This window comes from Reyranella sp. (assembly GCF_965228225.1).
Lineage (GTDB): Bacteria > Pseudomonadota > Alphaproteobacteria > Reyranellales > Reyranellaceae > Reyranella.
Window position 1 is genome coordinate 2,645,169 of sequence record NZ_OZ245801.1, and the last position, 13,823, is coordinate 2,658,991.

11 protein-coding genes are annotated in these 13,823 nt (G+C 66.7%); 4 read left to right on the forward strand and 7 right to left on the reverse strand.

The window, feature by feature from the left end; translation table 11 throughout:
* Positions 1 to 3: 3 nt before the first annotated feature.
* From ACO07K_RS12720 to ACO07K_RS12740, 5 genes are read right to left on the reverse strand one after another with little or no spacing between them, the layout of a single operon-like run.
* Positions 4 to 399 carry a HesB/IscA family protein gene (locus ACO07K_RS12720; RefSeq protein WP_422036304.1) on the reverse strand — a complete coding sequence of 132 codons (396 nt, stop codon included), beginning with the start codon at positions 397 to 399 and terminating at the stop codon, positions 4 to 6.
* Between the two features lie 20 nt (positions 400 to 419).
* Positions 420 to 812 carry a Fe-S cluster assembly scaffold IscU gene (gene iscU, locus ACO07K_RS12725; RefSeq protein ID WP_298304809.1) on the reverse strand — a complete coding sequence of 131 codons (393 nt, stop codon included), beginning with the start codon at positions 810 to 812 and terminating at the stop codon, positions 420 to 422.
* 45 nt (positions 813 to 857) lie between these two features.
* Entirely contained in the window at positions 858 to 2,096 is a 1,239-nt protein-coding gene (locus ACO07K_RS12730) for an IscS subfamily cysteine desulfurase (RefSeq protein WP_422036305.1), read from the reverse strand.
* Between the two features lie 18 nt (positions 2,097 to 2,114).
* Positions 2,115 to 3,245, reverse strand: a complete 1,131-nt coding sequence (locus ACO07K_RS12735) for a cysteine desulfurase family protein (protein WP_422036306.1) — start codon at positions 3,243 to 3,245, stop codon at positions 2,115 to 2,117.
* Between the two features lie 27 nt (positions 3,246 to 3,272).
* Positions 3,273 to 3,746, reverse strand: a complete 474-nt coding sequence (locus ACO07K_RS12740) for an Rrf2 family transcriptional regulator (protein ID WP_422036307.1) — start codon at positions 3,744 to 3,746, stop codon at positions 3,273 to 3,275.
* 239 nt (positions 3,747 to 3,985) lie between these two features.
* Here ACO07K_RS12740 and ACO07K_RS12745 point away from each other — a divergent pair, with 239 nt between their 5' ends.
* On the forward strand, positions 3,986 to 4,660 hold the full coding sequence (locus tag ACO07K_RS12745; protein ID WP_298304799.1) for an alpha/beta hydrolase: 675 nt from the start codon (positions 3,986 to 3,988) through the stop codon (positions 4,658 to 4,660).
* Positions 4,661 to 4,675: 15 nt separating this feature from the next.
* Here the strand turns inward: ACO07K_RS12745 and ACO07K_RS12750 are convergent, their stop codons facing one another.
* Positions 4,676 to 5,758, reverse strand: a complete 1,083-nt coding sequence (locus ACO07K_RS12750) for an anhydro-N-acetylmuramic acid kinase (protein WP_422036308.1) — start codon at positions 5,756 to 5,758, stop codon at positions 4,676 to 4,678.
* Between the two features lie 54 nt (positions 5,759 to 5,812).
* Between ACO07K_RS12750 and tyrS the strand changes: the two genes are divergently transcribed.
* Positions 5,813 to 7,066, forward strand: coding sequence for a tyrosine--tRNA ligase (tyrS, locus tag ACO07K_RS12755; protein WP_422036309.1), 1,254 nt, complete (start codon positions 5,813 to 5,815; stop codon positions 7,064 to 7,066).
* Positions 7,067 to 7,072: 6 nt separating this feature from the next.
* On the opposite strand, the gene ACO07K_RS12760 is transcribed toward tyrS, so the two are convergent.
* Entirely contained in the window at positions 7,073 to 10,219 is a 3,147-nt protein-coding gene (locus tag ACO07K_RS12760) for a DUF3971 domain-containing protein (protein ID WP_422036310.1), read from the reverse strand.
* Between the two features lie 142 nt (positions 10,220 to 10,361).
* On the opposite strand from ACO07K_RS12760, the gene ACO07K_RS12765 reads away from it, so the two are divergent.
* Entirely contained in the window at positions 10,362 to 13,247 is a 2,886-nt protein-coding gene (locus tag ACO07K_RS12765; protein ID WP_422036311.1) for a bifunctional [glutamine synthetase] adenylyltransferase/[glutamine synthetase]-adenylyl-L-tyrosine phosphorylase, read from the forward strand.
* Positions 13,244 to 13,708, forward strand: a complete 465-nt coding sequence (gene bcp, locus ACO07K_RS12770; protein ID WP_422036312.1) for a thioredoxin-dependent thiol peroxidase — start codon at positions 13,244 to 13,246, stop codon at positions 13,706 to 13,708. The genes ACO07K_RS12765 and bcp overlap by 4 nt, the downstream gene beginning before the upstream one ends.
* Positions 13,709 to 13,823 lie beyond the last annotated feature (115 nt).

The window sequence follows — 13,823 nt, forward strand, 5'->3', positions numbered from 1 at the left end:
TCTTCAGACGTGGAAGGATTCGCCGCAGCCGCAGCGGCCCTTCTCGTTGGGGTTCCTGAACACGAAGCCCGACTTCAGCTTCTCTTCCTCGTAGTCCATCTCGGTGCCGATCAGGAACAGCGACGCCTTGGGGTCGACCAGCAGCTTGATGCCCTCGGCCTCGATGACCTCGTCCATCGGCTCCTGCTTGTCGGCGAACTCCAGCGTGTAGCTGAGCCCCGAACAGCCCTTGGTCCGCACGCCGATGCGGATGCCCGCCGTCGGCTTGCCCCGGCCCTCGATCATGCCCTTGATGCGCTCGCCCGCGAGCGGCGTCACCGTCATCAGCTGCGGGCGCGGACGGCGCACCCGCGGCGCGGCAGGCGCCGCCGGCTTGGTGGTTTCGCTGGTCGTGGTCATGCGCTGGGCTCCGAAATGAGCTACTCGGCCTTCTTGGTCGCCTTGGCGCGATAGTCGGCGATCGCCGCCTTGATCGCGTCCTCGGCGAGCACCGAGCAATGGATCTTCACCGGCGGCAGCGCCAGATGGCGCGCAATGTCGGTGTTCTTGATTGTCTCGGCCTCGTCGATCGTCTTGCCCTTCACCCACTCGGTGACGAGCGAGCTCGAGGCGATCGCCGAGCCGCAGCCGAAGGTCTTGAACTTCGCGTCTTCGATCAGCCCGTCCGGACCGACCTTGATCTGCAACTTCATCACGTCGCCGCAGGCCGGCGCACCGACCAGGCCGGTGCCGACATCCTCGGCCGTCTTGTCGAACGAGCCGATGTTGCGCGGGTTCTCGTAGTGATCGATCAGCTTCTCGCTGTAAGCCATGACGTTCTCCTCAAATTCCGTTGCGGCGCCCCATGAGACGAAACCTCAGTGGGCTGCCCACTCAATGGACTTAATATCGATGCCTTCCTGGGCCATCTCCCAGAGCGGGCTCATCTCGCGCAGCTTGTTGACGTGGCGCACCAGTTCGTCGACTGCCGTGTCGACCTCATGCTCTGTCGTGAAGCGGCCGAGGCCGATGCGCAGCGAGGTGTGGGCCATCTCCTCCTCGACGCCGAGCGCGCGCAGCACATAGCTGGGCTCCAGCGAGGCGGAGGTGCAGGCCGAACCGGACGAAACCGCCAGGTTCTTGATGCCCATCATCAGCGATTCACCTTCGACATACGCGAAGCTGATGTTGAGGTTGCCCGGGATGCGCTGATCGAGGTCGCCATTGACGACGATGTCCGTAAGCTTGGCGCGCAGCCCGTTCAGCATGCGCTCCTGCAGCGTCTTCAGCCGCTTTGCCTCGACATCCATCTCCTTCATGCAGATCTCGGCCGCCTCGCCCAGACCGACGCACAGAGGGGTCGGCAGGGTCCCGGACCGGAAGCCGCGCTCCTGCCCGCCGCCGACGATCATCGGCACCAGGCGCACGCGCGGCTTGCGCCGGACGTAGAGCGCGCCGATGCCCTTAGGCCCGTAGATCTTGTGCCCCGAGATGCTCATCAGGTCGATGTTGAGCGCCTCGACATCGAGTGGAATCTTGCCGGCGGCCTGGGCCGCATCGGTGTGGAAGAACACCTTCCTCTCGCGGCAGATCTTGCCGATCTCGGCCAGCGGCTGGATCACGCCGATCTCGTTGTTCACCGCCATGACCGAAACCAGCACCGTCTTGTCGGTGATCGCCGCGCGCAGCACGTCGAGATCCAGCAGACCGTCCTGGCGGACCGGCAGGTAGGTGACCTCGAAGCCCTGCTGCTCGAGATGGCGGCAGGTATCGAGCACGCACTTGTGCTCGGTCACCGTGGTGATGATGTGGTTCTTGCGGTCCTTGTAGAACTCGGCCACGCCGCGAATGGCGAGATTGTTCGACTCGGTGGCACCGGACGTGAAGATCACTTCCTTCTCGTCGGCGCCGATCAGCTTCGCCACCTGGGCGCGCGCCTTCTCGGTGCCCTCCTCGGCTTCCCAGCCATAGGCGTGGCTGCGCGAGCCCGAATTGCCGAACTTATGGGTGAAGTACGGCATCATCGCCTCGAGCACCCTCGGATCCATCGGCGTGGTGGCCTGATAGTCGAGGTAGATCGGCTGGTCGTTGCGCCGGATTTGGGTAATGGCTGTCATGCTAACCCCTCGTTACTCCTACGCCGCCCTGGCCCTAGAACCTGTGCGGAAAATATCCGACTTCCTTACTCGGATATATAGGTTCTGCCATGCCGTGATCAAGCGTTCGATATCGGTGTCGTTTGTATTCCAGCCCAAGCTGATCCTGATCGCACAGGAAGCTTCCGCCACCGGTACGCCCATCGCCTCGAGGACTGACGAGCGCTGCACCTTGCCCGAGGAACAGGCCGCCCCCGAGCTGACGCAGACACCGGCAAGATCAAGCGCCATGACCTGGGTCTCGGCGAGAACAGCCGGCATCGAAATGCAGGTCGTATTGCAGACCCTGGGCGCCCTTACGCCGAAAACTTTGGCTTCAGGCGCAATCTGGGCAAGAGAAAGTTCGAGCCGGTCGCGGAGTACCCCCACATCGAGGCCGACACCCACCTCGGTGGCAGCTGCACCGAAACCGGCGATGCCGGAGACATTCTCGGTCCCCGCACGTCGATTGGATTCCTGCCCCCCGCCCCGACGATCCGGTGAGTACGGAACGCCACTGCGGACCACCAATGCGCCGACGCCGGTAGGGCCGCCGATCTTGTGGGCGGAAAGACTTAGGTAGTCGACGCCGAGACCTTGGAGGTCGACCCGAACCTTGCCCGCGCCCTGGACGCCATCGCAGTGAATCAACGCCCCTGAGGTCCGCGCCAGGCGCACGACTTCGGCGACCGGCTGCAATACTCCGGTTTCATTGTTGGCCAGCATCACGGACACCAGGGCCGGCTCGGCCGACGCTGCGAGCGCGCGCTCCAGAGCAGCGAGGTCGAGAATGCCTTCGCTGTCCACGGGAAGGACTTCCGCGTGCGGCACGGCGCGACGCACGCTGTCATGCTCGATGGCCGACACCAGCACCCGCCGGCGCCCCGCCCCCGCCAAGGCTAGGTTGTTGGCTTCGGTACCGCCCGAGGTGAATATCGTCTCAGTGGTCCTGGCGCCCACCAGGGATGCAACCTCACGGCGCGCCTTGTCGACGATCGCCCGCGCCCGGCGACCGGCCCCATGGACCGACGAAGGGTTGCCGCCCGCTCGCAAGGCCTCGACCATGGCATCGAAAGCCGCCGGCCTCAGGGGGCTGGTGGCATTGTGATCCAGATAGGCGAACGCGGGCATGGGGATCGTCCGGAGAGACGGGCGGGCCTAGCTGGCCGCCGCCATCGTGTCGGAGGTCGCGACCGGAGGCGCCTCGATCAGGCGCGGCGCGAGCTTGCGCTCCAGCACGTCGAGCAGGGTGACCGAGCTCAGGAACAGATGGATCTGGTTGCCGAGTTCCTCCCAGAGATCGTGGGTCAGGCACTTGCTACGGTCGGCGCGGCAGCCGGTGGCCCCCATCTCGGTGCAGCGGGTCGCGCTGATCGGCTCGTCGACTGCCAGGATGATCTCCGACACCCGGGTGTCGGCCGAGCCCCTGGCAAGGCGGTAACCGCCTCCAGGACCCCGCACGCTCTTCACCAGACCGGCGCGCCGCAGCCGGGCGAAAAGCTGCTCCAGATACGACAGGGAAATCTCCTGCCGGGTTGCGATATCGGACAGGGAAACCGGCTTAGCCTGCGCATGGCGTGCCAGATCGACCATCGCCATTACGGCGTAACGTCCCTTGGTGCTGAGCTTCACAGCATCCTCCTCACGGCCGAATTCGGCCGTCCTTCGCTATGGAAACGCCTAAAGTTCTTGAAAACCAAAGCGTTACTAAGATATGCCAGCGCCCCAGACTGGGGCTCTGGGCAAAACCAACTGCGTAGCTCGGATTTAATTAATCCCAGTAGGTTGGTCAAGTATCAAGAATCCCCCCGAATCCGCCGCCGAATCGGTTACGACCGGAGGGTCGAATAAGGTGAAGAACCGGAGTTTCGATGCCTGACGTGATGTTTACCGGCCCCGAGGGTCGTCTCGAGGGTCGCTATCACCAGAGCAAGGAAGAACGCGCGCCGATCGCGCTGATCCTGCATCCGCACCCGCAATATGGCGGGACGATGAATCACAAGGTGGTCTTTTCGCTCTTCCACGTGTTCGTGAATCGCGGCTTCTCGGTGCTGCGCTTCAACACGCGCGGCGTCGGCCGCAGCCAGGGCCGCTTCGACAACGGCATGGGCGAACTCTCCGACGCGGCGGCAGCGCTCGACTGGCTGCAGGGCATGAATCCCAACGCCAAGTCGTGCTGGATCGCCGGCTACTCGTTCGGCGCCTGGATCGGCATGCAGCTGCTGATGCGCCGCCCCGAGATCGATTGCTTCATCTCGGTCGCGCCGCCGGCCAATTCCTACGACTTCGCCTTCCTCGCCCCCTGCCCCTCCTCCGGCCTCATCGTCGGCGCGGAAAAGGACGAGGTCGTGCCGCAAGCCGACATCCAGAAGCTGGTGGCGCGCCTCTCGCTCCAGAAGGGCATTACCGTCGAGTCGCGGACCATCAAGGGCGCCAACCACTTCTTCCATGACGCGCTCGACAGGCTTGCAGTCGAAGTCGACAAGTACGTCGCCCAGAGCCTGCTCAATCCGCCGGGCCGCGCGACCAGCAACAAGGAGCCCTGATCGGGGCTTCCCGGCCTAAGGCTCGTTGAGGCGCCCGCCGGTCATCGGACGGGGAGCACCGGTGGTGCCGGGAAACGTCAACGGCAGGCCCCTCAGGGACCGCACCGCGAGGAAGGCGAAGGCCTGCGCTTCCAGGGCATCGCCGTCCCAGCCGAGATCTGCCGCGGTCAGCACCCGTGCCGCCGTCTCTTCGGCGATGGCGCGCAGCAGCGTTGGATTGCGTGCGCCTCCTCCGCAGATCACCCAGCGCGACACCGCCGCCGGAAAATGCCGCGCGGCGAGCGCGATGGCCCTTGCCGTACCCCAGGTCAGCGTCGCGGCGCCGTCGGCGACGCTGAGGCCATCGGCCCAGGCGTCGTTGAAGTCGCCGCGATCGAGCGACTTGGGCGGCACCCTCGAGAAGAAGCGGTGCTCGACAAAGCGCTGCAGCCGCCCGCGGTCGACCTTGCCTGCCGCCGCCAGCGCCCCGTCCTTGTCGTAGCGCTGACCGGCACGACGCGCGCACCAGTCGTCGATCGGCCCGTTGCCCGGGCCGGTATCGAAGGCGAGCAGCGCCCCGTCGGCACCAATCCAGGTCACGTTGCCCACGCCGCCGACGTTCACCACGGCGAGCGGCCGCGGCAGGTCCGCCGCCAGGGCAGCGTGATAGATCGGCACGAGAGGTGCGCCCTGCCCGCCCGCGGCCACGTCGGCGGCCCGCAGATCGTTCACGACCCGCACGCCCAACGCCCGCGCGAGCGCGGCGCCGTCGCCGATCTGCCAGGTGAAGCGATTCTCGGGGCGGTGGGTGATGGTCTGGCCGTGGAAGCCGACGAGGTCGACGGACGACAGGGACACCCCCCGCTCGCTCGCCCAGCGGCGCACGGCCGCCACGTGCGCGGCGGTCACGGCCCGTTCGGCGGCGCGCGTCGCCTCCGACGGCTGCCCGGCGCCGAAGGCCGCACGAACGGTGCGGCGCACCTCGTCGTCATAGGGGACGGTCAGGCTGGGGCCGAAGGCCGCGATCCGCTCGCCGTCGGTTTCAATGAGCGCCACGTCGACGCCGTCGAGCGAGGTGCCGCTCATCAGGCCGAGCGCCCGCAGGGGAGATGATGGCATGGCGGGAATGTGTTACACCCGCCGCCCTTCAGGAACAAACGGCCGGACGGCGAGATGGCGGACTTCAAGTCGGACTTCATGCGCATCGTGCACGAGCGCGGCATGGTGCATCAGTGCAGCGATACCGCACGCCTCGACGAGCTGCTGTCGGGCGGCGTCCGCACCGCCTATATCGGCTTCGACTGCACCGCCGATTCGCTGCATGTCGGCCATCTGCTGCAGATCATGCTGCTGCGCTGGTGGCAGAAGAGCGGCCATAAGCCGATCGCCCTGATGGGCGGCGGCACGACCAAGGTCGGCGACCCGTCGGGCCGAGACGAGACGCGCCAGCTGCTCACCACGGCCCAGATCGACGCCAACATGGCGAGCATCAAGAGAAGCTTCGCGAACTACCTCACCTTCGGCGAGGGCGCGACCGATGCGGTGATGGCGAACAACGCGGACTGGCTCGACGGTCTGCTCTACATCCCGCTGCTGCGCGACGTCGGCCGGCATTTCTCGGTCAACCGCATGCTGACCATGGATTCCGTCAAGCTTCGGCTCGAACGCGACCAGCCGCTGTCGTTCCTCGAATTCAACTACATGATCCTGCAGTCCTACGATTTCGTGGAGCTGAACAAGCGCCACGACTGCATCGTCCAGATGGGCGGCTCCGACCAGTGGGGCAACATCGTCATGGGCGCCGACCTCGGCCGTCGCATGCAGGGCGCCGAACTCTTCGCCCTGACCTCGCCTCTTCTGGCGACCGCATCCGGCGCCAAGATGGGCAAGACCGCGGCGGGCGCCGTGTGGCTCAATCCCGAACGGCTCTCGCCCTACGATTTCTGGCAGTACTGGCGCAACACCGAGGATGCCGATGTCGGGCGCTTCCTGAAGCTGTTCACCGACCTGCCGCTGTCGGAAGTAGCGCGCCTCGAGGCGCTGCAGGGCCAGGAGATCAACGAGGCCAAGAAGATCCTGGCGACAGAAGTCACAACGCTCGCGCACGGACGGGAGGCCGCCGAGAGCGCGGCCGAAACGGCGCGCCGCACCTTCGAGGAAGGCAGCAAGGCCGACACGCTGCCGACCGTCGAGCTGCCGCTCGCCAGGCTGAAAGCCGGCATCGCCGCGTTCGAGCTGATGCACGAGGCGGGCCTTGCCGACAGCAAGAACGAGGCGCGCAAGCTGATCAAGGGCGGCGGCGGCCGGCTGAACGATAAGCCGATCGCCAACGACACGCTGGTCGTGACCGCAGCCGATCTCGGCTCCGACGGCACGTTGAAGCTGTCGGCCGGCCGCAAGCGCCACGTGCTGGTGCGCGCCGCCTAGCCCTCGTCAGGGCGCGCGCTGCGCATCCGGTGACCCGCCGGGCTGGCTGGGTGCCCCGCCGGCGTTGGCGGGCGCATTGAACAGATCGCGCAGCGCACCCGGCGCCATCGCCGACATCATATTCACGTCGGTCTTCAGATCGCCGAACGGGCCGTAGAGCTGGTAGGAGACGGCGAACATGCCGCCGTCCTTGCCGCCGGTCAGCAGCGGCCCGAGCAGCGGCACGTTCGACAGGAGATTGTTCAGCGCGAAGGCCGGCACGACGATGCCGTTGAGCCGCGCCGTATCGTTGCCCAGGTCGATGACGCCCTGGGTGGTCAGGCCGATCGACTGGCCGCTGGTGCGCCCGTTGCGGACCTGGATACTGTCCCCGCTCTTCGTCAGATTGGCGCTCAGACTGTCGAACTGCTGCAACGCATTGCCGGCACTGTTCAGTCCGTCGATCGCCGAGTTGAGCGTGCCGATGTCGCGGCGAGCGTTCACGCGCTGGAGGCGGAACGGTCCCATCTTCAGCGTGCCCTCGAGCGGCGGGTTCGCCCAGGTATCGTTGAACTTCCCTTCGATGTGCAGGTAGCCGTTGACCAGGCCGTCGATCCAGCCTGCTTCGGTGAGCAACTGGCCGAAATCGGCGACATAGAAGAACAGCGTGCGCCCCTGCGCACCAGGCGTCACCCGGAAGGTCGAGCCCTTGCCGCCGCCCATCGTGAGATCCGCGGAGGCAAGTCGGTCTCCCCTCATCTCCAGCCGGCCGTTCAGGTATCCGAGGGCTCCTCGTTTCACGATCACGTTCTGCAGCTGGATCGTGGCCCTTGTGCTCTGCCGCGAGATCGAGGCCGCACCCTTCGGCTCGTGCGCTGCGACCTCGTTCCTCGCGGTCAGCATGTCGCGAACGCGCTGCAATTCGAGCGACTGGCCCTTCACCGCGATGTCGACACCGTCCGGGCTTCGCCGCCAGTCGACGGCTACGTCAGTCTGGTCGAGCTTGACCTGCGGAACGCTGATCTGCTGCACGCTGCCATCCGTCCCGAAGCGCACCTGCCCCTTGGTCTGCAGGCCACCGCCGCGGGCATCGAAGTCTGCCGTCGTGACCTTGCCGCCGGCGGCGAGCTTCAGCGTCATGGTGGCAAGCGCGTCCGTCCCGGCCTCCTTGCTCCAGGCCAGCGGCGTCACCGCCAGTTTCGCGGCCTTCATGTCGAAGCGGCCACCGACCTCGCCGGTACCGTTGGTCGCGACCTGATAGTGGAGGGTCGTGCCGACCGGACCTGTGACAAAGGGCTCGACCGAGGGGAAACCGGCCTTCTCGACGAGACCGGCGGGTACCGTGCCCTTCACGTCATAGCGCCGGCGGAACGGCGCTTTGGCCGCGAACATCTCGCGCCAGGTGACGTCGACGGTGCTGCCATCGAGCTTGCCCTGCCCGACCACGCTCAGCTCGGAATTGCCGTACTTCAACCGTGCCACCGCGTCCGTGAGATCGACGTTGCCCAATACGTTCTTGAGCGAGAACGAAGTGAGCTGGGCGTCGGCCGCCACCTCGATCTCATCGACAGTCAAGGCGTCGATGAGCGGGAAGCTCAGCGAGACGTCGACCGCCACCTGGCCGCCCAGCCGGCGGTGGTCGTAGAGCGTCTCCCTAGGCAGGCCGAGTTGCCGCCGAGCCAGGAAGCGCATGACGTCCTGCGCCGAACCGGTGATGGGCAACCGGATCGCCGCCATCTGGCCCGTGGGCTTGTCGAGGCCGGTCAGGTCTATCGTGCCGTCGGCGACCTTCAGGTTGACGGCGCCGCCGCGCGCAACGTCGAAATGCAGGCTGCCGTTCTCGTAGCGAGCCTTCCCGGAAACGTCCTGCATCTCGGGCATGTGCGGCATGTAACGTACCGTCAGGCCGCCATAGTCGAGGAAGGCCACCATGCCATCCACCTTGAGGTCGGCGATGTGGTCGACAGGCGCCGTGGCAGAGAATTCGGCGGCGACGTCGACGGTCCCGGCCGTGATGTTGGCAATCGCCCACCTGCGGCCGCCTTCGGCGAACTCCAGCGGCCAGTAGTCGCCGAGCTTGTCGACCGGGATCTGTCTGATCTCGGCGCGACCGACGAAGTGGCGCGTATCCGCGATGCGGTGGCCGGCACCGGTGATGACCACCCTCGCCGCCCCGAAATCGAAGTCGACGCGATCGATCTTCGAGGTGTGCGCGACATTGTCGATGCTGAACCGGGCATCCATCGAGCGCACCTGATGGGCCACCGGCAGAATGCCCGGCAGCGTCACGCTGCCATTGGCGCCGTTGATGTCGACCGAGACGGTCTTGACCTCCCCGTTGCCCGTGCCCTCGATCTGAAGTCGCCCGGAGAGCGCCAGGTCGACGCCGCGCAGGATGGCGAGGTCCGAGGATAGATCGGCGAAGATCCACGGCTTGAAGCCGGCGACCTTGGCCTCGAGCGAAATTCGGCTGCGGTCACGCGTGTAGACGCCCGCCAGGGAAAGGTCGACGGGGTCGCCGTGGCCAGCGAACCGGGCTTTGGCCGTAATGAAGACGCCCGCGGCGTCGCGGCGGAGCTCGGCCGCCGCATCCGGCGCATTCCAGCTGAGCCCGGTCTTCAGATCCCGGATCGTGACGTTGGCGTGTTCGATCACCACGGAGTCGAGCTGCCCGATCAGGGAGTCGTAATTAGGCTCCGCCAGCAGCTGATCGACCAGGATCGAAATCGCCTCGCCCTGCGCGCCGCCCTCGGGCGAAGTGAATATGCGCTTGAAGGCCCCGCCCTCGCGGGCGACGTCGGCCTCGATGACCGGCCGGATGATGGCGATCGAGGTCGGCAGGAGCATGCCCTGGACCACCGAGCGCGGCTCGAACGTCAGGGCCGCCTCGGGCGCCGTGGCGATGACCTGGCCCTGCGCATTCGTGAAGCGCAGCCCCGTGAAGGCCAGCCGGATCGGCCGGCTGATCCCGCTCCACTCGAAATATATCCGGTCGAAGTCCGGGTGGATGTCGTTGCCCGGCGCGTCGATCAGCCGGGCGATGCGCGGCTTCATGAACTCGAGGTCGACGGGCCCCGCCATGAGCCGCAAGGCCGCGACGACCCCCAGCGCGGTCACGGCAAGCACCAGAACGACCGCAACACGCAGAACTACCCGGCAGGTCCGCTTGACCAAACTCGACTCTTCCGTTTCTTGACGATGGCGACACGCTTGGGCAAGCGTGTCATTGCAAACGAGAATTTACCCGTCGACACATTGAATGTCTTGGCTTTCGACTGCCCGCCTTCCACGTCCGCACGACCCCGAGCGGCAAGCCGTGGCGTGGGCTCGCTGGGACGAGCGCGCTGCGCGGCCTGACGATCCCGCGGCCATCGCGCTGCTCGACGCTCTGTTCGGCAACAGTCCTTACCTGACGGAAACGGCCTTACAGAGCCCGGATTTTATGACCGATCTATGGCGTCGTGGACCGGACACGGTCGCCGCGGACCTCATGCTCGAACTCGCCGCGGCACGAGGCGACGCCGGCGCCGGCGCGGCACCGGCCGAGGTCGCCTCCCGGCTGCGCCGCCTGAAGCGCCGCGTGGCGCTCGCCGTCGCCGTCGCCGACATCGCCGGCACCTGGCCGCTCGATCGCATCACCGGCCAGCTCAGCGATTTCGCCTCGGGCTGCCTCCGCGCCCTCACCGATTCGATCCTCCTCCAGCTCGAACGCGACGGACAGCTCACGCTGGGCGGCAAGCCCGAGGCCGCGGCCTTCACGGTGCTGGGCATGGGCAAGCTGGGGGCGGGCGAGCTCAACTATTCGAGCGACATCGACCTGATCCTCTTCTACGACCGCGATGCCCCGGCCCTGGCCGGAAACGAGCAGTTGTCGCGGCACTTCGTGCGGGCGGCACGCCTGCTGGTCCAGCTCATGTCGGAGACCTCGGCCGAAGGCTACATCTTCCGCACCGACCTGCGGCTGCGGCCCGATCCCGGCTCGACGCCGCTCGCCATGTCGGTCCAGGCGGCGGAGCTCTACTACGAGAGCGTCGGCCAGAACTGGGAACGCGCCGCCATGATCAAGGCGAATCCAGTGGCCGGCAACGAGGCCGTCGGGGCTGCCTTCCTCGCCGACATGACGCCCTATATCTGGCGCAAGCATCTCGATTTCGCGGCGATCCACGACATTCATTCGATCAAGCGGCAGATCGACGCCCATCGCGGCGGCGGCACGGTCAAGGTCCTGGGCCACAATGTGAAGCTGGGCCGCGGCGGGATCCGCGAGATCGAATTCTTCGCGCAGACCCAGCAGCTCATCTTCGGCGGTCGCAACCCCACCCTCAGGCTGCGCGCCACCTGCCCCACCCTGCGCTCGCTCGCGGCCGCCGGTCATGTCACGGAGAAGGCGGCGGAGGAGCTGATCGAGGCCTATGGCTTCCTGCGCCGGGTCGAGCATCGCCTGCAGATGGTCGACGACCGGCAGACCCACTCGATCCCCGCCGACGAACCGGGCGTCGCCGCCATCGCGACCTTTCTCGGCTACGACACGTCGGAGGCGTTCCAGGCCGCCCTGCTGGGGACGCTGCGCCTCGTCGAGGGCCACTACGCCAAGCTCTTCGAGGAGGCGCCGAGCCTCGCCGGCCCGGGCGGCAACCTGGTCTTCACGGGCACCGACGACGATCCCGGCACGCTCGAAACGCTGACATCCCTGGGCTTCCGAGATGCCTCGGCCGCCGCCGGCATCGTGCGCCGCTGGCATCATGGCCGCTACCGCTCGACCGCGACGGCCCGCGCCCGCGAACTGCTCACCGAGTTGATGCCCGGCCTGCTGAAGGAGCTGGGCGGCACGGCCGCGCCCGACCAGGCCCTGCTGAACTTCGACCTGTTCCTCAACAATCTGCCGGCGGGAGTGCAGCTCTTCTCGCTCTTCAAGGCCAATCCCGCCCTGCTCGAACTGCTGGCGACCATCATGGGCAGCGCGCCGGGCCTGGCGGCCCACCTCGCGCGCCGCACCCTGCTGCTGGATTCGGTGCTCTCGCCCGATTTCTACGGGCCGCTGCCGCCGGCATCGGAGATGACCGGGGAACTGGCTGCGACGCTCGCGCGGGTCGACCACGAGCAGGACATTCTCGACCTGGCGCGCCGCTGGGCCAATGACCGCCGCTTTCAGGTCGGCGTCCAGCAGCTCAAGCGCATCGTCACGCCCGCCCAGGCAGGCCTCGCCTATTCGGACATCGCGGCCGCCACGATCTCCGCTCTGTGCGATCGCGTGGAGAAGCGGTTCGCGGAAGCCCATGGCGGCTTCCGGGGGCAGCGGCTGGCGGTACTGGGGCTGGGCAAGCTCGGTAGCCGGGAAATGTCGGCGACGTCCGATCTCGACCTGATCTTCGTCTACGACATCCCGGACGGCATGGAGGCATCCGACGGTCCGCGGCCGCTGTCGCCCATCCAGTATTACACGCGTCTCAGCCAGAAGATGGTGACGGCGCTGACCGCCCATACCAACGAGGGGGCGCTCTACGAGGTCGACATGCGCCTGCGGCCGTCGGGCCGCTCCGGCCCCCTCGCCAACTCGCTCGCCGGCTTCGAGACCTATCATGCGCAGTCCTCGTGGACGTGGGAGCACATGGCGCTGACGCGCATGCGCGTCATCCATGGGCCCGAGGCGCTGGTCGCCCGCCTGACCGACATCGTGAAGCGCACGCTCTGCCGGCCGCGCGATCCCCAGGCGCTGGTCCGCGACGTTGCCGACATGCGCGACCGCATCACCCAACATGCGCCGGCCAAGAGCCTGTGGGACTTCAAGCACCTGCCCGGCGGCCTGTTCGATATCGATTTCGTGGCCCAGTACCTGGCGCTCCGGCACGCCTGCGAGCACCCCGATGTCCTCGACCCTCATCCGGCGGAGATGCTGCGGCGCATGGCGGCGTCGGGACTCATCGACCCGCCGGACGCCGACAGGCTGCGCGCCACGCGGACCCTGCTGTCGGACGTGCAGAGCCTGCTGCGCCTCACCTTGAATGGCGACGAGGCCGCTTTTGACGAGACGAAGGCGCCGGAAGGCCAGCAGCGCCTGATCGCCGCCACTGAAGGCGCGACGGATCTGGCGGCCCTGCGCGCGCGTATCGAGACCGAATCGAAGACGGTGCGTGCTATATACGAGCGCATCGTGGAGGCGCCGGCCCTGGCGGCTGGCTGGCAAGCGAGGAGCAGGAAATGAGCGTCGTCGAAGGCAAGAAGGCCCCGGATTTCACCGCCGCGACCGATGGCGGCGGCAAGATCAAGCTGTCGGACCTGCGCGGCAAGCCGGTGGTGCTCTATTTCTACCCGAAGGACGACACGCCCGGCTGCACGACCGAGGCCTGCGGCTTTCGCGACGGGGCGGCGGCGTTCAAGAAGCTGAAGGCCCAGGTGATCGGCGTGTCCAAGGACAGCGTCGCCCGCCACGACAAGTTCAAGGCCAAGTACGAGCTCAACTTCCCGCTCGTGTCCGACGAGGACGGCAAGGTCTGCGAGAAGTACGAGACCTGGATCGAGAAGAGCCTCTACGGCCGCAAGTACATGGGCATCGACCGCGCGACCTTCCTGATCGACGGTGAAGGCGTGGTCCGCAAAATCTGGCGCAAGGTCAAGGTTGCCGGGCATGTCGACGAGGTCCAGGAAGCCCTCAAGGCGCTTTAGCAGCCTGCCGTAATAGGTATTTCAAAAGGACTGGCGAGCAGCAGGGCATCACGATACCCGTTCGCGGGGGTGCGACTCCGGCTTCGTTTGTTTCGTTTATTTCGCTTATTTCGTT

Coding starts and splice junctions, on each gene's coding strand:
- ACO07K_RS12720 (WP_422036304.1), bottom strand. CDS start 399: ATGACCACGACCAGCGAAACCACCAAGCCGGCGGCGCCTGCCGCGCCG.
- iscU (WP_298304809.1), bottom strand. CDS start 812: ATGGCTTACAGCGAGAAGCTGATCGATCACTACGAGAACCCGCGCAAC.
- ACO07K_RS12730 (WP_422036305.1), bottom strand. CDS start 2,096: ATGACAGCCATTACCCAAATCCGGCGCAACGACCAGCCGATCTACCTC.
- ACO07K_RS12735 (WP_422036306.1), bottom strand. CDS start 3,245: ATGCCCGCGTTCGCCTATCTGGATCACAATGCCACCAGCCCCCTGAGG.
- ACO07K_RS12745 (WP_298304799.1), top strand. CDS start 3,986: ATGCCTGACGTGATGTTTACCGGCCCCGAGGGTCGTCTCGAGGGTCGC.
- ACO07K_RS12750 (WP_422036308.1), bottom strand. CDS start 5,758: ATGCCATCATCTCCCCTGCGGGCGCTCGGCCTGATGAGCGGCACCTCG.
- tyrS (WP_422036309.1), top strand. CDS start 5,813: ATGGCGGACTTCAAGTCGGACTTCATGCGCATCGTGCACGAGCGCGGC.
- bcp (WP_422036312.1), top strand. CDS start 13,244: ATGAGCGTCGTCGAAGGCAAGAAGGCCCCGGATTTCACCGCCGCGACC.